The organism is Labrenzia sp. THAF35, assembly GCF_009363595.1.
In the GTDB taxonomy this organism is placed as follows: Bacteria; Pseudomonadota; Alphaproteobacteria; order Rhizobiales; family Stappiaceae; genus Roseibium; species Roseibium algicola.
The window spans coordinates 468,408-486,592 of the sequence record NZ_CP045380.1 but is presented as its reverse complement, the minus strand read 5'-3'; the positions used below and the strand labels follow the sequence as shown (position 1 = coordinate 486,592).

19 protein-coding genes are annotated in these 18,185 nt (G+C 58.1%); 13 read left to right on the top strand and 6 right to left on the bottom strand.

Annotated elements, in window-relative coordinates; all coding sequences use genetic code 11:
• Positions 1 to 18 precede the first annotated feature (18 nt).
• The 6 genes from upp (at position 19) to FIU93_RS02240 (ending at position 5,953) form a co-directional block, all read left to right on the top strand.
• Positions 19 to 648, top strand: a complete 630-nt coding sequence (gene upp / locus FIU93_RS02265) for a uracil phosphoribosyltransferase (RefSeq protein ID WP_022999737.1) — start codon at positions 19 to 21, stop codon at positions 646 to 648.
• A gap of 106 nt (positions 649 to 754) precedes the next feature.
• Positions 755 to 1,654, top strand: coding sequence for a ribokinase (locus FIU93_RS02260; protein ID WP_152504727.1), 900 nt, complete (start codon positions 755 to 757; stop codon positions 1,652 to 1,654).
• Between the two features lie 66 nt (positions 1,655 to 1,720).
• Entirely contained in the window at positions 1,721 to 2,227 is a 507-nt protein-coding gene (locus tag FIU93_RS02255) for a TIGR02281 family clan AA aspartic protease (protein WP_152504726.1), read from the top strand.
• A gap of 64 nt (positions 2,228 to 2,291) precedes the next feature.
• Positions 2,292 to 3,791, top strand: a complete 1,500-nt coding sequence (locus FIU93_RS02250) for a phosphomannomutase/phosphoglucomutase (protein WP_152504725.1) — start codon at positions 2,292 to 2,294, stop codon at positions 3,789 to 3,791.
• An 80-nt stretch (positions 3,792 to 3,871) separates the two neighbouring features.
• Positions 3,872 to 4,870 carry an aldose epimerase family protein gene (locus FIU93_RS02245; RefSeq protein WP_152504724.1) on the top strand — a complete coding sequence of 333 codons (999 nt, stop codon included), beginning with the start codon at positions 3,872 to 3,874 and terminating at the stop codon, positions 4,868 to 4,870.
• A 54-nt stretch (positions 4,871 to 4,924) separates the two neighbouring features.
• On the top strand, positions 4,925 to 5,953 hold the full coding sequence (locus FIU93_RS02240) for a histone deacetylase family protein (RefSeq protein WP_152504723.1): 1,029 nt from the start codon (positions 4,925 to 4,927) through the stop codon (positions 5,951 to 5,953).
• 84 nt (positions 5,954 to 6,037) lie between these two features.
• On the opposite strand, the gene FIU93_RS02235 is transcribed toward FIU93_RS02240, so the two are convergent.
• Positions 6,038 to 6,658 (bottom strand): HAD family phosphatase, encoded by a 621-nt coding sequence (locus tag FIU93_RS02235; RefSeq protein ID WP_062490522.1) that lies wholly within the window; start codon positions 6,656 to 6,658, stop codon positions 6,038 to 6,040.
• 84 nt (positions 6,659 to 6,742) lie between these two features.
• Between FIU93_RS02235 and phnD the strand changes: the two genes are divergently transcribed.
• On the top strand, positions 6,743 to 7,687 hold the full coding sequence (gene phnD, locus FIU93_RS02230; protein WP_209010266.1) for a phosphate/phosphite/phosphonate ABC transporter substrate-binding protein: 945 nt from the start codon (positions 6,743 to 6,745) through the stop codon (positions 7,685 to 7,687).
• A 27-nt stretch (positions 7,688 to 7,714) separates the two neighbouring features.
• On the opposite strand, the gene FIU93_RS02225 is transcribed toward phnD, so the two are convergent.
• From FIU93_RS02225 to FIU93_RS02205, 5 genes are all read right to left on the bottom strand, one after another.
• Positions 7,715 to 8,899 carry an acetate/propionate family kinase gene (locus FIU93_RS02225; RefSeq protein WP_152504721.1) on the bottom strand — a complete coding sequence of 395 codons (1,185 nt, stop codon included), beginning with the start codon at positions 8,897 to 8,899 and terminating at the stop codon, positions 7,715 to 7,717.
• A gap of 2 nt (positions 8,900 to 8,901) precedes the next feature.
• On the bottom strand, positions 8,902 to 10,314 hold the full coding sequence (locus FIU93_RS02220; protein ID WP_022999747.1) for a bifunctional enoyl-CoA hydratase/phosphate acetyltransferase: 1,413 nt from the start codon (positions 10,312 to 10,314) through the stop codon (positions 8,902 to 8,904).
• Between the two features lie 195 nt (positions 10,315 to 10,509).
• A complete protein-coding gene (locus FIU93_RS02215; protein ID WP_152504720.1) occupies positions 10,510 to 11,007 on the bottom strand; it encodes a pilus assembly protein in 498 nt (165 codons plus the stop codon).
• Positions 11,008 to 11,101: 94 nt separating this feature from the next.
• The gene (locus tag FIU93_RS02210) at positions 11,102 to 11,656 is read right to left on the bottom strand and encodes a TadE/TadG family type IV pilus assembly protein (RefSeq protein ID WP_152504719.1); all 555 of its coding nucleotides are present in this window, start codon (positions 11,654 to 11,656) and stop codon (positions 11,102 to 11,104) included.
• Positions 11,657 to 11,685: 29 nt separating this feature from the next.
• Positions 11,686 to 12,147 carry a pilus assembly protein N-terminal domain-containing protein gene (locus tag FIU93_RS02205; protein ID WP_152504718.1) on the bottom strand — a complete coding sequence of 154 codons (462 nt, stop codon included), beginning with the start codon at positions 12,145 to 12,147 and terminating at the stop codon, positions 11,686 to 11,688.
• A gap of 527 nt (positions 12,148 to 12,674) precedes the next feature.
• Here FIU93_RS02205 and FIU93_RS02200 point away from each other — a divergent pair.
• The 6 genes from FIU93_RS02200 to FIU93_RS02175 all read left to right on the top strand — a co-directional run bounded on the left by FIU93_RS02200 (position 12,675) and on the right by FIU93_RS02175 (position 18,164).
• Positions 12,675 to 12,854 carry a Flp family type IVb pilin gene (locus tag FIU93_RS02200; protein ID WP_152504717.1) on the top strand — a complete coding sequence of 60 codons (180 nt, stop codon included), beginning with the start codon at positions 12,675 to 12,677 and terminating at the stop codon, positions 12,852 to 12,854.
• 153 nt (positions 12,855 to 13,007) lie between these two features.
• Positions 13,008 to 13,514, top strand: a complete 507-nt coding sequence (locus FIU93_RS02195; protein WP_152504716.1) for a prepilin peptidase — start codon at positions 13,008 to 13,010, stop codon at positions 13,512 to 13,514.
• Positions 13,515 to 13,907: 393 nt separating this feature from the next.
• Positions 13,908 to 14,678: a Flp pilus assembly protein CpaB gene (cpaB, locus tag FIU93_RS02190; RefSeq protein WP_031268903.1), complete on the top strand. Its 771-nt coding sequence runs from the start codon at positions 13,908 to 13,910 to the stop codon at positions 14,676 to 14,678.
• A gap of 38 nt (positions 14,679 to 14,716) precedes the next feature.
• Positions 14,717 to 16,126, top strand: coding sequence for a type II and III secretion system protein family protein (locus FIU93_RS02185; protein WP_077290872.1), 1,410 nt, complete (start codon positions 14,717 to 14,719; stop codon positions 16,124 to 16,126).
• A 16-nt stretch (positions 16,127 to 16,142) separates the two neighbouring features.
• Positions 16,143 to 16,847 carry a CpaD family pilus assembly protein gene (locus FIU93_RS02180; protein ID WP_208993399.1) on the top strand — a complete coding sequence of 235 codons (705 nt, stop codon included), beginning with the start codon at positions 16,143 to 16,145 and terminating at the stop codon, positions 16,845 to 16,847.
• A 9-nt stretch (positions 16,848 to 16,856) separates the two neighbouring features.
• Positions 16,857 to 18,164, top strand: a complete 1,308-nt coding sequence (locus tag FIU93_RS02175; protein WP_152504715.1) for a CpaE family protein — start codon at positions 16,857 to 16,859, stop codon at positions 18,162 to 18,164.
• The last annotated feature ends 21 nt before the right edge of the window (positions 18,165 to 18,185 follow it).

Below are 18,185 nucleotides of genomic sequence, written 5' to 3'. Positions count from 1 at the left end.
TTGAGAAGAGAGGCAGATATGTCCGGAGCCACTGTCATCAGCCACCCGCTGGTTCAGCACAAACTGAGCATCATGCGCGACAAGGGAACGTCCACCCAGGGGTTCCGGCGTCTGCTGCGGGAAATCTCCACGCTGCTCTGCTATGAGGTCACCCGCGACCTGCCGCTCGTCTACCAGACCATCGAGACGCCGCTTGCCGAAATGCAGGCGCCGACCCTGGCCGGCAAGAAGCTGGTATTCGCTTCCGTTCTGCGTGCGGGCAACGGACTTCTGGAAGGCATGCTGGATCTGGTTCCGTCGGCGCGCGTGGCGCACATCGGCCTTTACCGCGATCCGCAGACGCTGCAGCCGGTTGAGTATTACTTCAAAGCTCCGGAAGACCTGAACGAGCGTCTGGTGATCGTGGTCGATCCGATGCTGGCCACCGCCAACTCGGCGATTGCAGCGGTTCAGAAGCTCAAGGAGCGCGGAGCCAACAACATCCGCTTCCTCTGCCTGCTCGCGGCACCTGAGGGCGTCAAGAATTTCACCGAGAACCACCCGGACGTGCCGGTCTACACCGCTTCCATCGACGAGAAGCTGAACGAGAAGGGCTATATCGTTCCGGGCCTTGGCGACGCCGGCGACCGCATGTACGGCACGAAGTAACTGGCCGACGGAACAGACGGCTGAAAGCGCGGAGGGAAACTTCCGCGCTTTTTTGTTGCGCTTGGGCGTGCGGTGTCTAACCTTTTGTAAAAAAAGGGGAGGCGACATGATTACGGTCTTTGGTTCCATCAATCTGGATCTGGTCGTTGCCGTGCCCCGCTTGCCGACTGCCGGCGAAACGGTGAGCGGTCGCGATCACCAGACATTTCCAGGTGGGAAAGGCGCCAACCAGGCATTGGCTGCCAGGCGGGCAGGGGCCGACGTTCGTTTCATCGGCGCGGTTGGACAGGACAGCTTTGCCGAACTCGCGCTGCTTAATCTGCGCGAAGCCGGCGTCGATCTTTCAGGCGTTCGCACCATGGCCGGGTCGACTGGCCTTGCCCTGATCGGTATCGATCCGGCAGGGGAAAACCAGATCATCGTTGCCAGCGGCACCAATGCGCGTGTCGAAGCCTCCTGGCTGGAAGGCGGTTTTGAACCTGGTCAGACACTGCTCGTTCAGGGAGAGGTGCCTCTGGTTGAGGTGATCGAAGGTGCCAGGCTTGCCCGGGGTGCGGCAGGCACGGTCATCTGGAACCCGGCTCCTGTGCCTGAGGGCGACCTGAGTGCCTGTCTGGATGTTGCCGGTACGATTGTGGTCAACGTGAGCGAGGCGGCAGAGATCGGGGGGCGTCTCGGCATTGCCGGTGACACGGAAACATTCGCGCTGAAGTTGGCGGAAGGTGGCCGGAACGTCATCGTCACCCTTGGTGCGGACGGTGTTCTCGCACGCACGCCAACTGCGCGCTATCGCTTCGCTTCTCCTGCTGTCAACGCGGTGGATACGACCGGTGCGGGCGATGCCTTTTGCGGCGCCCTGGCTGCCGCTCTCGATCGCAAAACGTCCTTCGAACGTGCCTTGAAGGAAGGTGCCGCCGCCGGTGCGCTTGCCTGCACCGTGACAGGGGCCCAGTCCAGTGCACCGCATCTGGAGGATATTGCCCGGCTGGCCGACACGATTGCCTGATGCTGTTTTACAGGCCGCTAAGGAAACCGTGATAATCAGGGGGCTCACGCAACGTCGAGACCCTGCATGTCGCGCTTTGTCATCATCTTTCTGGCCTGCATGGCAATCGTCCCGCTTGCGGCGTATCTGCTGGAAAGCAGGCTTGAGGTGCTGGTGAGCAACGACCCGGTTGCCGAAGATCAGGACGTGGACGAGGCCGGCGAGCGAAGCCACCGAATATCAGCCAACAGGCAGGGGCATTTCGTGGCGGATGCCTATCTGAACGGCCGTGCGGTGGACATGCTGGTCGACACCGGTGCAACCGTCACCGTTTTGCCGGAATCGCTTGCCGAGAGCATCGGCATCTTCCTGAATTCGGCCGACTACAAATACGCAATCCAGACGGCAAACGGCACAGTTCGTGGCGCCAGGGCGACCATTGACAATTTGCGCATTGGAAAGATCCGGCTACGCAATGTCGACACACTTGTGTTGAAAGATCAAAGCCTCGGGGAACCCCTGCTCGGCATGTCCGTTCTCAACCAAATGAAGCGGTTTGACATCTCCGATGGCACGCTTGTACTGGTGCAGTGAATTGTCATACCGTGTTTAGGTAATTACCCAGTTCCGTTCTTCTTCCTTGCTTTGAGAGGCATTGATGTTTCCGAAACCGCGTCCGAAATTGGTTCCGAACACTTTTGAATATGAATCCTTTCCAATGGTGAAGCCCACGGGTTTCCGTGAATACGATGCGCGTTGGCTTTTCGAAAAGGAAATCAATCTGATGGGCATGCAGGCGCTCGGTATGGGCATCGGCACGCTCATTCACGAACGTGGCGTGCGCCCGGACATCGTGGTGGGTCATGATTTCCGGGGTTATTCCTCCTCCATCAAGATGGCGGTGATCAACGGCCTTCTGGCAGCCGGCATCAACGTGCACGACATTGGCCTGGCCTTGTCGCCGATGGCCTATTTCGCGCAGTTCGCGCTCGATGTTCCGGCGGTCGCCATGATTACGGCGTCGCACAACGACAACGGCTGGACCGGCGTCAAGATGGGCATCGACCGTCCGCTGACCTTTGGTCCCGATGAAATGGGCCGGCTGAAGGACATCGTTCTGGAAGCGGCCTTCGACCTGAAGGGCGGCGGCAGCTACCGCTTCGTCGACGGTTTCCCGGATGTCTATTTCAAGGATCTCACCGACCGAGCCAAGCTGAAGCGCCCGATCAAGGTGGTTGCGGCATGCGGCAACGGCACTGCCGGTGCCTTCGCGCCGAAGATCCTGGAAGCGCTCGGCGCCGAAGTCATTCCGCTCGACGCCGAGCTGGACCACACCTTCCCGCGCTATAATCCGAACCCGGAAGACATGAAGATGCTCCACGCGCTTCGTGACAAGGTTCTGGAAGTCGGTGCGGACGTCGGACTTGGTTTCGATGGCGACGGCGACCGTTGCGGTGTCGTCGACAACGAAGGTGAAGAGATCTTCGCCGACAAGGTCGGCGTGATGCTGGCGCGCGATATCTCCGCGCTTCATCCCGGTGCCCAGTTCGTGGTCGATGTGAAATCCACCGGTCTCTTCCACACGGATCCGGTGCTGAAAGCCAACGGTGCCAAGACCGACTACTTCAAGACCGGCCACTCCTACATCAAGCGCCGTGTCACCGAGCTGAATGCCATGGTCGGGTTCGAGAAATCCGGCCACTATTTCTTCAACAAACCGATTGGCCGCGGTTATGATGACGGGCTCGTTTCGGCCATTGCCATCCTCGACATGCTTGACCGTAACCCGGACAAGACGATGGCAGACCTGCGCCGGGATCTTCCCAAGACCTGGGGGTCGCCAACCATGGCTCCCAAGTGCGACGACGAAATCAAGTACGACGTCGTCGACCGGGTTGTCGCCCGTTTCCAGGATATGAAAGCCAAGGGCGAAACGGTTGCCGGACAGTCGATCACCGACCTGATCACCGTCAACGGCGTTCGCGTCGTCAGTGAAGACGGAACCTGGGGTCTTGTGCGTGCCTCCTCCAACAAGCCGGAGCTGGTGGTCGTGGTCGAGAGCCCGGTTTCGGAAGACCGGCTCCACGCCATGTTCAAGGCTGTCGACGGCGTTCTGCGCGAAAACTCGGAAGTGGGCGACTACAACCAGACGCTCTGACCACTTGACCGATTGACGAAAGGCGGCGGATAGTTCCGCCGCCTTTTGCGCATCCTGCCGCCTTCTCGCCGGAGACTTTCATGATCAAGGAATTTGGGGTTCTGCCAGACGGGACCGTTGTCCAGGAAATTACGCTGGCAAAAGGGTCTCTGGCTGCCTCCATTCTCACCCTGGGAGGCATCATCCGCGACCTCAAGGTCGATGGTGAGACGGTGGTGCTGGGCTTTGACGATCTCCAGAGCTATCTGGATCATTCGCCCTATTTCGGCGTGATTGCCGGGCGCTGCGCCAACCGGATCGGCGGTGGCCGGATGACGATAGACGGGGTCACCTATCAACTCGACCAGAACGAACGCGGTATCAACCACCTTCACGGTGGCTCGCTCGGCTTCTCCAGCAGGGTCTGGCAGGTAGAGCAGCACGACAAGGCCAGTGTCCTGCTGAAGCTTGTCTCCGAAGACGGCGACATGGGGTATCCGGGCCGGGTGGAAGTGCTTGCCCGCTATACGTTGACCGGCACCGGTGCGCTGCGTCTGAAAATCACCGCAACCACCGACAAGACGACGCCGGTCAATCTCACCCAGCACGCCTATTTCAATCTGGATGGCAGCAGCAATATTCTGGACCATACGTTGGAAATCGCTGCCGAGACCTATCTGCCCGTGGACGAGGCGCTGATCCCGACCGGCGAGATCCGCAACGTGGCCTGGACGCCATACGACTTCCGCGACGGGCGCAAACTGCGGCGCAAGGCGGGTGAGGAGAACGTGGTCTTCGATCACAACTTCTGCCTTGCGGATGCACCACGCGAGGGCGTGGAATTCGCTGCTGCCCTTGAAGACAGTTCCGGCAATCGCCGCATGGAAGTCTGGACGAGTGAACCCGGCCTGCAGCTTTATGATGCGCAGCGGATCTCGGTGACGGTTCCCGGGCTGGACGGCAGGCACTATGGGGCCCATGCCGGGCTTTGCCTTGAAGCGCAGCGATGGCCGGACAGCGTCAATCACGACGGGTTCACACCGGTTTTGTTACAGCCCTCAGAGACTTATACTCATGTTACGGAATTCCGTTTTTCCTGAAATGGGTTACATTAGCGCTGCTGTGTGAGACAACAGGGGACTTGGGGGCAACTCGTGAAGACGGTTTTTTCAAACACCCAGCTCGCGCATGCACCGGCGCAGGAAATATCAGACGGCGAACTGAAGCCTGCTGTCGAGATCCCGAGCCGCGCTGAAATCGTGCTCAAGACCGTGCGGGAGCGCAATGTCGGTGAAATCGTTGCGCCGGAGGAATTTCCCGTCCGTCCTCTGCACCGGGTGCACGCCCCCGAATACGTTTCGTTTCTGGAGAGCTTTTGGGAAAAATGGACAGCCGCAGGGCGGTCGCGGGAAGCCTTTCCCTTCGTCTGGCCTATCCGCAGCCTGCGTCAGGATGTTCAGGTCGAACATATCGACGGCCTGCTCGGACGGTACTCGATGGATGCCGGTACGCCGCTCGGCGAAAACACCTACAAGGCGGCTCGGGCGTCAGCCGACACGGCCCTGACTGCGGCCCGCCTGCTTCTCGATGGCGAGAAATCGGCTTTCGCGCTTTGCCGGCCACCGGGACACCACGCGGGCTATGACTTCTTCGGTGGATACTGCTTTTTCAACAACGCTGCTGTCGCGGCGCAGTATCTTCGGGACTACGGACTGCATCGCATCGCAATCCTGGATGTCGACTACCATCATGGCAATGGCACCCAGGCGCTGTTCTATGACCGGCCGGACATCCTGTTCCTGTCGATCCATGCCGACCCTAAACACGAATATCCCTATTTTCTCGGGTTTGCCGACGAGACCGGTGAACATGCCGGTACCGGGTTCACCCGTAACTGGCCTTTGCCGCTCGGCACCGATTGGGACAGCTACATACCGGCACTCGAGGAAGCCTGCCGTTGGCTGCTGGTTTACAAGCCAGAAGCGTTGATCGTCTCGCTTGGCATGGATTGCTACGAGAACGATCCGATCTCGGGCTTCAAGTTCAAGAGTGAAGACTACATCCGGCTTGGCCAGAGGCTCGCCAAGGTCGGCGTTCCGACCATCTTCCTGATGGAGGGCGGCTATGCGGTCGACGCACTGGGGACCAATTGCGTCAATGTGCTTGAAGGCTTCGAGGGATAAGACCTCTTCGCCGGGACTTGAGTGCGACGAATTCTGAGAGGCGGCCTTGCCGCCTCCCTAATATTGGTCTCTTCCTCGTGGCAATTACCCGTTCAGCAGACCAAGCTGTTTCAGTTCCGCGCGCAGACCCTCAGCCCCCTTGAAGTGATGGGCTGACATGCCGGCTTCTCTGGCAGCCTCGACATTGCGCTCGCTGTCATCGATGAAAAGGCATTGCGCGGCGGTCAGTCCGTTTCGCTCCAGCAGGATTTCGTAGATGCGAAGGCCGGGCTTGATCTCCTTTTCAGCGCCGGAGACGACGATGTCGCGGAAGCTGGTCTTCAGAAACGGAAACCGTTCCTGGGCCTGGACAAACTTGTCTTCTGAAAAATTGGTAATTGCATAAAGGGGCGTCCCCTGGGCCTTGAGCTCTGCAAGCATGTCAGGCGTGCCGGGAATTTCGCCGGGCACCATGTCGTGCCAACGATCGCTGTAGGCGGCAATAAGCTCGGCCTTGTCCGGATGCTGGCGGGACAGAACATCGACGGCTTCCGCCCAGGGTCGGCCAAGATCCTGCTGCAGGTTCCACTCCATTGTGCAGACTGTCGTCAGGAAGTCTTCGCGTACATCGTCATCGGGAATGAGCTCGCGATAGAGATATTCGGGATTCCATTCGATCAGGACATTCCCTATATCGAAGACGACGGTCGTGATAGCATCGTTCATGTGGTCGATCCGGTTTTCTGGCGGAAGTTGTTCAAAAGGCGAGATAAAATTTTGCAAGTTTCATCAGAAGGTTATGTCGGCAATATGGCACTTGTAAATCTCCTGTTCCGCTGGCTGGCCCCCATTCTCGCGGCAGTCTTTCTCACCGCTGCCACCGCCAGTGCACAGGATCCGGAGACCATGCCCGATCGGCTGCGCCTCGGTGTTGTCGTGGCGGCAGATGAAGGGGCCCGGGACCGGGTGGAGCCTTTCCGCCTCGCGCTTGAGGAAATTGCCGACCTGCCGGTTGACCTCTTTCTGATGGATACCATGGCCGATGCTGTTGAGGCGCTTGCTTCCGGAAAGATCGACTATGCTCGCCTTTCACCATCTGCTTATGCTGCCGTGCATCAGCTCTGCAGTTGCGTAGAGCCGTTGGTCACCGCCGCTCCGGATGATTTTCCAGCGCGCTTTTACGCCATTCTGATCGCGAAGCGCGGCGCAGAGCAGGGAACCCTGGCAGACCTCAAGGGGAAGCGCCTTGCTGTCGGTGGTACCGACTCCGTGACCGGTTATCGTGTTCCGCTCGCCAATCTGGCGGCTGACGGTGTTGACGCGCGCGCGCATTTCACCGCGCTTGTTGAGGTGAAGGACCCTGTTGAGGGCCTCCGCGCCGTTCTGGACGGCCGTGTCGATGCGACCCTTGGCTGGTCGTCATTGGCGGGGGAGGCAAAGAATGGCTATACGGCCGGAACACTCAATGATTTTTATGTTTCGGGAGAGCGCGGTTTCAAGGATCTGGAAATCGTCTGGCGCTCGCCGCCGATCCCCTATTCCGCTCACAGTGTGCGCAAGGATTTGCCTGACGCGTTGAAACGGCGTCTCAGGGCCGGGTTGATGGACATGCGCCGGGAAGCACCCGACGCCTATCTGGCTATCGAACCAGACCTGCCGGGCGGTTTCGAGCCTGTGGTGCATGCCGACTACCGGCCGGTGCTGCGCACTTACGAGGACGATTACGCCACGCTGCTGGATCCAGCAGGCCGCTGAAGGAACCCTGCAGCGGTTGAACGATCGTCAGGCACCAGCGGCGGCGCTGCCCAGAAGCCGTTCGGTGTGGCGCCGGATCATTGCTTCTTCGTCGGTCGGAATGACCAGTACATTGATGCTGGAGGTGTCGGTGGAGATCATCTCCGCTCCAGCCTCGTTCTGGACCGGGTCGATTTCAAGACCGAGCCATTCCTGACCGGCACAGACCTTCTCACGGACCAGGGCAGCGTTCTCGCCGATCCCACCGGTAAAGACCACTGTGTCGAGACCGCTCAGAACGGCGGCCATGCCTCCGAGTTCCCGCCGGATGCGGAAGACGAAATAATCGATGGCTTCGGCGGCTTTCGGATCGTCGCTCTGCGTCAAGGTGCGCATGTCCTGGCTGATGCCGGAAAGCCCCTTGAGCCCGGACTGCTTGTACAGCAGGTCGGAGACCGCATCTGGGCTCATGCCCTTTGTCGTCAGCAGATACAGCACCACGCCCGGATCGAGCTGGCCGCAGCGCGTGCCCATCGGCAAGCCATCAAGCGCGGTGAAGCCCATCGTCGACCCGATGCTCTGGCCTTCTCGAATAGCGCACATGGAGGCGCCGTTGCCGAGGTGGGCGACGACTAACCGGCCTTTATAGATTTCAGGATGAGCCTGCTTCAGATAGGAGCATATGTACTCGTAGGACAGGCCGTGAAAGCCGTAGCGGCGTACACCTTCGTCATAGAGAGGCCGGGGCAGGGCGAAGGTATCGTTGACCCAAGGGTGGCTGCGATGGAAGGCGGTATCGAAACAGGCGACCTGCATGGCCTCAGGAAAGGCTTCCCTGGCTGCGGTAATCCCTGCCAGATTATGCGGCTGATGCAGGGGCGCAAGCGGTTCGAGCGCCTTTAGGTCCTCAAGGATCTCAGCCGTCAGGCGAACCGGTTCGGTGTGGGTGACACCGCCGTGGACGACCCGATGACCTACTGCATCGACACTGCGTCCACCAAGTTCCTGTTCCAGAACCGGCAGGAGCGCTGCGAGCGAAGCCCCGTGGCTTCTGCCTTCGTCCGCGGACAGTTGCCGGTCCACCCTTGTGTCGGAAACCCGTGAGGCAAGGGAGATATGCGGCTGGGCACCCAGTCCGGAAATCTGCCCCTTGAGTTGAACGGTGTCACCCGAATAAAGGGTGAACTTGATCGAGGATGAGCCCGAATTGAGGACAAGAATGACCGGATCCATGGTTACTCGCCGTCCCGGTCGAGGATACCTGCCGGATTGCCGGTTGCCTGCCAGTGCATGTAGAGCAGGGCGAGGGCACAGGAGGCGAGGCGGGCGCGGCTGTCGTCGGCTCTGCTCGTCAGCATGATGGGGACCTTCGCTCCGATCACAAGCCCGGCCGCTTCCGCGTGGGCGATAAAGGTCAATTCCTTCGCGAGCATGTTGCCCGATTCCAGGTTCGGTACGATCAGGACCTCTGCATGTCCGGCAACCAGCGAGGTGATGCCCTTGGTCCGGGCTGCCTGCACATCGACCGCATTGTCCATTGCCAGGGGACCGTCGACGATCGCACCGGTGATCTGTCCACGTTCGGCCATCTTGGAAAGAACCGCCGCATCGAGACTGGACGGGATCGCCGGGTTTACGGTTTCGATGGCGGACAGGACCCCGACGCGCGGCATTTCCAGGCCGAGAGACAGGGCGGCATCAATGGCGTTCTGGGTGATGTCGACCTTGGTGTTGAGGTCGGGCGTGATGTTGATTGCAGCATCCGAAATCAGGACCGGGGTCTTGCGGCCCGGGATGTCCATCACGAAGACATGGCTGATACGCCGTTTGGTTCTGAGCCCGCCATCGCGTTTGACCACGTGGTGCAGAAGATGGTCGGTGTGAAGGTGGCCCTTCATCACGGCCTTGACCCGGCCTTCATGGACCAGCGCAACGGCACGGCCGGCCGCTTCCATTTCATCTTCGATATCGATCAGCTCATACGGACCGAGATCTTCGTCGAGTTCTTTGGCTGCAGCTTCAATCCGGCTCTTCGCGCCAATCAGAATCGGCATGATCAACCCCTCGCGGGCGGCCATCAAGGCACCTTCCAGCGAGTTGGGATCGTCTGGCGCTGCCACCGCGGTCGGCAAGGCAGGCAGTGTCTTTGCCAGTTCGATCATCCGGTTGAAGTGCCGGTGGCGCTGCACCAGGATCGCCGGAATGTCGCTGGAATCGAATTCGATAAGCTCTGTCGGCGCGGCGACTTCGGCAACGCCTTCAACAAGGCGGGTACCGTCTCCCCGTGTTACCGACATGTCGAACAGGACAATGTTGTCCGGACGTTTTTCGGTTGCCGTGACCCTGACATGCAGTTTGTCGCCGACCGCAGCTCCGCTCAGAAAGCGGAACGACTGCGCCTTGTAGATCGTGCCGGGTCCGGGAAGAATGTTGCCGAGCACCGCGGAGGCAAGCCCCCCGACCCACATGGCCGGTGCTACCGGTTTGTCGACCAGGCCATCGCCGGTCCAGTCCGTGTCGGGAAGATGTATCGGATTGTGATTGCCGGAAGCGTGCGCGAAAACCAGAAGGTCGTTGGAGGAGCATTCGCGGACGATTTCTGCGGTATCGCCGACCTTGATCTGATCGTAAGTCTTGTTTGTCGCCATCGGTTCAAAAATCCCATACTTAAAAGTGCATATTGCGACGCAGCATTCCGGAGCAGATTAGCCGGAATGTGCGACGTTACAAATACGGGAGTTAGCGTAGGCGCGTGTCCGGCCGATTGAAACGGGATCACGTAACGCGAAACAGACACGTTCTGGCGCTGCAATGCCCGTTTCCAAGACGTTCGGCGTTTATCTTCAGCAGGCCGGACACTTGACGGTATCGGTCAATCGCGGGCGCAGATAATAGGTATCGCTCAGGTCGATCGAGGATGCCCGGGAAAAATACTCGGTAAAAAGACCGGAGAACGTCGGCACATAGTTTAGGTTGGTCTGCGTCACGACGATGGAGGAGTTCGGGACGGCCACTGTTTCTGGTAGTTCAATCGGTGGTGTGGACCCTTCCGCCCACGGGCTGCCGCCTTTGGACGAGTAGCTCCAGTCGACAGCAGGATCACCGTCTTCGTCAAAGGTTACACTGGCGACGATCGTTTCCAGGTTGGTGTCCGGATAAGGATCCAGGATCTTGCCGCCCAGAGCCATCATGGCGCTCAGGTCGGCAGGGGTAATTGTCTGCGCCTGGGCCACAAGATCGGCGACCGAGTTGGCAATACGGCTGACCTTACGGTCATGGTTCAGGGTGCCAGAGACTTCCTCCATGCCGATCAAAAGCACCAGCAAGAACGGGAGGATCATAGCAAATTCTATGGTGGAGATGGCCCGTTTGTCAGCGCTGAAAGCTCTGAATCTGCCTAGCCGGTGCCTGACCTTTTTGAAATGAAGACGCATCTTAGCTCCAGGGTTCATTTCGAAACACCAATGTAGAGGTGAGATAGCGTTCGCTGCCATGATCGGCGAGGTTGAGCGACAGAAGCGACGTGATCATCGGCCACCTGTAGATGACGTTGACCACGACGATCTCGCCCGCACCGGCGTCTTCGTAGTTGGACTCTTCCTTCAGGTTGCCGTCTTCATCGTAGAGACTTTCGCCGGCGGATTTGGCCAAGGCAAAGCTTTCTACCTTGTCGACGTCGACTACCAGACGATCTAGTGAACAGAGAAAGTCTGGCAGGTTGCTGCAGATTCGCGTCTTGAACGTATTTGAGTCATATCCGCCTTCGTGGGCCTGACCCGTACGGATTTCACGTGCAGCCGTGATTACAGCATTGTCAACCATTCGGTTCGCGAAATGGGACAGTCCGACTTCAATGATCCCGAAAATAACGGTAAAGAATGGCAATGCAATCATTGCGAATTCGACGGCTGTCGCCCCGCTGTTGTCCTTGCCAAACGAGGTAAAACCTCTTCTCCGTCGCGAGACGACCAGCCGTTTCAACAAGCGCATTCGGTGATTACTCCGTTGGGAATGCGATACTACAGCCCGCCGGCTGCTTTAGTCGCCAAATCGTTGCGTGCGCTTGCCTGATCTGCGGTTTCCTTGAAGGCTTCAATCGAGTCTCCGAGTCGCAATACCGGTTCGCATGCCGGATTGCAGGACAGCGATTCCCGCGAGGCCTTCCTGTAAACGGAGACGACGTCATCATCCGAAGCCTTCACCGTGATGACTTCATCAACGATCGGCTTGTTGTCGCCATCAAGGATCACGAGGTTCGTTGTGCCGTAGCTCTTGCCGGTAATGACAACGGTGTTCTGATCGAACATTGCGACATCCGCGATAAAGGGATTGCCGACAATAACCGCTGCGGCGCCGTCCTCGATCCGAAAGACCTTGGCGCGATCGACCGTAACAAGCACAGGACCATCCTGTGCGACCGCAACGGTCGCGCCAAAGGCAACGGCGAAAAGGCTTGTCCATCTGATTAGCTGCGCAAACATGCCTATGGATACTCCAATTGTGCATTTCCATAGAAGATCATGCGTCAAACGTGGTGAACGATCTGCTAACGACCCGGCGAAGGAAGTGTAAATGGATGTTCTTTTGCTTTTTCAGGAACGATTCTACGTTTGTTTTGTCTTTATTCGTGGATGCGTGGATATTCTTCTCCCTCGGTAAAATTTCAGAGGCGGGAAGAAAAATAGAAGTTCGGGGAATTAGCGTATAAGGCCGATCAGTCCCAAAATAAAATCTAAGAAACAAACTGGATAAATCGCGTGAGTATATATATAATTCTGTATTTTATTGAATTATGCGCGTTTATATTAAAGTTTTTTGATCGTATTAACGGATTTTTATCTATACGTCTTGTTAACTATAGTAATAATTGCCAGCATTCTTTTTGGTTGGGATGGTAAATTTAACTGCTTGGAAAGCTCTCTGTCCTAGGGTGAGCCTATGTCCAATCGGACACAAAAGATCCGACGGACTTGAAGCTGTCAATTCAGTGGTACTTGGAGCAAAAGACATGAAATCTCTTATCAACCGTTTCGTAAAAGACGAATCTGGCGCAACTGCAATCGAATACGGCCTCATCGCTGGCCTGCTGTCCATCGTCATCATCGGCGCACTCGCTGCAACCGGTACTTCGTTGACTGCGGTGTTCACCAACATTCAGACGCGCCTGACTTCTGCTGCTGGCAGCTAATCTAACGCGCTTAAGCAATTCGCCAGGTTGATGACCTGAATGAGAAAACGGGCAGTTTACTGCCCGTTTTTTCGTTTTTCGTCAGTTAGCTGCGAAGTGTTAACTCTCTACTGGTAATGAAATGCTCTGTGTTTGAGTTTGATTGAGGGTCCAATGATAGAGGCCGCAATTCTTGTCATTTTTCCGATGCTGGTCGCCTTTGGCGGCGCATCTGATCTGCTGACAATGACTATCCAGAACCGGGTTTCCCTGCTGCTGATCGCAGGGTTTGCCATCCTGGCAGTCGCGACAGGCTTGCCATTGCAAGCCTGGGGAATGCATGCACTCGCCTTTGCGGTCGTTTTTGCCCCCTGTTTCCTGTTCTTCGCCTTCGGATGGATGGGCGGAGGCGATGTCAAGTTCATCAGTGCCATCGCGCTCTGGATTGGTTTTTCGCAAGAACTGCTGATGTTCGTTCTCTTTGTTGCTGTCTACGGCATGTTTCTGACACTGGGGCTTTTGGCCTTACGGCAGAATGCGGTGGTGCCGTCCGTGCTCTATCGCCAGGAATGGTTCGCTCGTCTGCACGACAGCAAAAGCGGCATTCCCTATGGCATCGCAATCGCGATTGCCGGTCTTCAGGTCTATTCCTCTACTTATTGGTTCGACCTCATTCGTTGAGGTCTGGTCCTGATGGGCTTTGGCTGCCGGGTCGAATCGCGCCTGGCCGAAGACCTGTTGGTCTTCGACTACCGTTATGGGTCATCACTTTGAAGTGAGCCATTTGCCCCTGGTTGGCAAACGCTAGCCGGCGAACGGATTTTTCTGCTTCAGGCCGCCGCAATCCAATTTGTCTGCAGGTGTTTCAGACAAGCAAAAACACGGTCTTTGAAGCTGTGAGACGGTGTTGTGGCCCAGTATTCGTTGCAGAATGCATCAATTTAAGAAAGTGTTCAGTAAAGTTAACGAATATTAACCGAAAACATCCATATCTGATTAACCATGTTTTGACCAATTACCCCTCATCCTAGTCGGGAACAGCGCATGTGCGCATTGGAATATTGGGTTTTGGTCATGAAAATCGCGCGAATTTTCGTCCTGGCAATTGCTGTAGCGGCAGGCATCATCGCTTTCCGTATGGTCATGATGTCGGGCAACAAGCCAGCAGAGCCTCAGATCGTACAGGCACCTGCCGCCGAGCAGACCAAAACGCAGGTTTTGGTTGCCCAAAGGGATATTCCGCTCGGTGCCAAACTCACGGCGGACGACATGAGCTGGGCGAAATGGCCTGAAGATGCCGTTCCCTTCGGAGCCGTGACGAAAGAAGCCTCGCCTCTGGCCAACGAGGAATATGAAGGCCGAATCGCCCGGGCACCGATTTTTGCAGGTGAGCCCGTTCGCCCCGAGCGTCTTATTAATACCGACAAGGGATTCATGGCGGCGATCCTGCCCAAAGGCAAACGCGCAATCGCCGTCAGCGTGGAAGCAGAAACAACGGCAGGCGGTTTCATTCTGCCGGGCGACAAGGTCGACCTGATACTGACCCGCAAGTCGGATACGGGCGCTCTCAGCGAAACGATCCTGGAAAACATCCGCGTCCTGGCAATCGACAGCACGACCGCAGGCGAGCAGGACCAGAAGAACCTGTCACCAAAGCGCACGGCCACGCTGGAACTGACCCTGCCTCAGTCCGAGGTGGTCGCTCAGTCGCAGCAGATCGGCACGATCGCGCTTGCCTTGCGCAGTGCCCAGGATTCCGCCGATGACGCGGACGATGAGGGCGGTCGCCGCCGAGGTGTCAGCTACGTGAAATATGGCGTGACAAGCCAGGCAGGTGCGCAATGAGCCCGGTTGAAAACAGAACGTCCAGCAAGAGGGGCGCGATGAAAAACTATCTTCACAAGCTGGCTGCCACGGCTGTTTTGCTCGGAGGACTGATGGGAGTGTCGGCTCCGGCAGCGCAGGCGGAAGGCAACTTCCCGAGCCAGGTCCATATCGCCGCCGGTGAACGGGCAACGGGCCGCATCCTGAACGTCGGCGTCGGCCGGTCGGTGGTGGTCAATCTCGCGGAAGACGCAGCCGATGTGCTGGTGTCCAACCCGGAAATCGCTGATGCCGTCCTCAGAACACCGCGCCGCATCTTCGTGATCGGCAATACCGCGGGTCAGTCTCGACTGGTTCTTTTCAGTCGCAGCGGCCGGGAGCTGGCCAGCTTCGACGTCCGTGTCGAAAAGGATACATCCGATATTACCCGGATCATCCGGAAGCTTATTCCCGGTTCCAACATTTCCGCAGAATCGATCAACGGCAGTGTTGTGCTCAGCGGGACGACCAAAAGCACGCTGGAAGCCCAGCAGGCAGCGGATATCGCGGCGAAGTTTCAAGGTGCCAAGGGCGCAAGCGAAGTCATCAACCTGATTTCCGTCGCCGGCAAGGATCAGGTTCACCTGAAGGTCACGGTCGCGGAAGTCGAGCGCTCGATCATCAAGCAGCTCGGCGTCCAGTTCCAGGGCACCATCGGCGTTGGCAATTTCACGCCCTTCATGTCCAGCCTGCCGAACTTCACCGTGAACCCTTCCATCGTGAACCAGGCAGTTGGCGGTACGCAGCTGTCTGCGGGAGCGACGAGCATCACCGCACAGGTGGAGGCCCTGCAGCGTGAGGGGGTCATCCGCACACTGGCTGAGCCGACCCTGACCGCGATTTCCGGCGAAAACGCAAGTTTCCTCGCAGGTGGCGAATTCCCGATCCCGATTTCCCAGCAGGACGGCGAGATCAGCGTCGAGTTCAAGAAGTTCGGTGTCGGTCTCGACTTTACGCCCGTGGTTCTGTCCGAAGGTCGGATCAGTCTGCGCGTGAAGACCGAAGTCAGCGAACTGAGCAACGATGGCGCGGTCTCCGCAGGTGGGATCACCATTTCCGCCCTGAAAGTACGCCGTGCGGAATCAACCATGGAACTGCCGTCCGGCGGCACGCTGGTGATGGCCGGCCTTCTGCAGGAATCCTATCAGCAGGCGATCGAAGGTGTTCCGGGGCTGATGCAGATCCCGATCCTGGGCGCGCTGTTCAAGAGCCGCGACTTCCTGCGTGAGCAGACGGAACTGGCGGTCTTCGTGACGCCCTACGTGGTTCAACCGGTTGCAGTCAGCAAGCTGCAGCGCCCGGACAAGAACCTGATGGCGCCGTCGGATGCCGAGACGATTTTCCTGAACCGGCTTAACAAGATCTACAACCCGACCGGAGCCGCCGCCGAAGGCATCTATCACGGTCAGGTTGGCTTTATCTACAAGTGAGAACGGACGGATGAACATGTCAAACACGGTCCGCAGCAAGACGCTCTCGCAAACCGCACTTGTGGTCTTTGGGTGCCTGATCGCAGCTGGCTGCCAGAACCAATCGCAGAGCCAGCTTCTGGCATCTCACGACTACAGGCTGATGCACCCGATCGTGATCACCGAAGAGCCGGAAACGCTGGATCTCCCTGTTGGACGCAACACGCGTAACATCAACGGGCCGATCGAAAGCACCATTGCCGCCTTTGGCCAGCAGTCCCGGCAAAAGGGCGACGGATCCGTCGAGATCCTGGTGCCGTCTGGTGGGGCCAACGAGGCTGCGGTTCATTCCATCACGCCGAAGATCCGTCAGGCATTGCAGCGCGGGGGCGTTTCAAGGAACAGGATCAGCACCAGAACCTACTCGGTGGGTGATCCCGGCGCGGATGCACCGATCCGCCTGTCCTATGCGCGCATGCAGGCAACTGCGGGCGAGTGTGGGGCCTGGCCGAAAAACATCGGCGGCGGCTTCGGCGAAAACTTCAACTACGAGAACTTCGGATGTGCCAGCCAGGCGAACCTGGCGGCAATGGTCGACAATCCGTCCGACCTGATCACGCCGAGAGCATCCGACCCGTCTGATCAGGGCCGGCGAGCTGTGGTCATAGAAAAATACCGGAAGGGTGAAGTCACCGCGGGTGACTTCACCGAAGGTGTCGGCGCCGAAGTTGCCGAGGACTAGGGGATAGCTATGAGTGCCAACCCAGACTTGAAAGATATGTCCGGCTACATGGATCCCATTTCCGAGCCTGCGGATCACAACTATGCGGGCAGCGATGATGGTCTCCATATCGGCTCCATCCCACGCATCACGGTGCACGGCTTCTGCCTGACCGACGCCACCATGCGGGTGGCGGAGGCAGCCATGGAAGACCGGCGCATGGCAAAGGCCCACCTGAAGCTGGATATGGGCGGTATCCCGGCGGCGATCGAAACCTTCGAACAGGCTCCGACACCGAACCTGATCATCGTTGAGACGTCCGGCAGGCGGGAAGACCTTCTGTCGAGCCTCGATCATTTGGCCGAATATTGCGACGCCGGTACAAAGGTGATCGTCATCGGCGATGTCAACGATGTCATGCTGTATCGCGATCTGATTTCCCGCGGCGTCAGCGAGTATTTGATCACGCCTGTCAGCGTGTTCCAGCTGATCGGCTCAATTGCCAACCTTTATGCCGATCCCGAGGCTGAGCCGCTTGGCCGGACCATCGCGTTCTTTGGCGTAAAGGGGGGCTGCGGTGCTTCGACAATCGCTCACAACGGGGCCTGGGCACTTGGCCGCGTGTTCCAAAGTGAGGTCGTGGTGGCAGATCTGGATCTGCCATTCGGCACTGCCGGGCTGGATTACAATCAGGATCCACTCCAGGGCGTTTTCGAGGCCGTGTCTTCTCCGGAGCGGCTGGACGAAACGTATCTCGATCGCATCCTGTCCAAGTGCAATGAGCATCTGAGTTTGCTGGCCGCACCGGCAACGCTCGAACGCACCTACGACTACAGCGAGAAGTCCTTCGACCTGCTGGTTGACACATTGCGCGCTGGGGTCCCAAGTGTTGTTCTGGACGTGCCGCATTCCTGGAATGCCTGGGTCAAGAACACGTTGCTTGGCGTCGACGAGATCGTGCTTGTCGCGGAGCCGGACCTTGCCAACCTGCGCAATGCCAAGAACGTTGTAGACATGTTGAAGCAGCTGCGGCCGAACGACCGCCCGCCGCATCTCATCATGAACAAGGTCAACGTTCCCAAACGCCCCGAAATCAAGCCGGAAGAATTTGCCGGAGCACTCGGCCTGTCGGTTCACGCGATAATCCCGTTTGAGCCGCAACTGTTTGGAACGGCAGCCAACAACGGACAGATGATTGGTGAGATTGACGGCAAACACGCAATTGCGCGCGCGTTTGATGATCTGGCACACGCCGTCTCCGGTAAGGCCCAGCCCGTCAGGGCGTCCAGGTCGAGCCTCGGTGGTTTGCTTTCGAAACTGAAGCGGAAGGCCGGCTAGGCCGGCCTGAGAGCGGAGCAG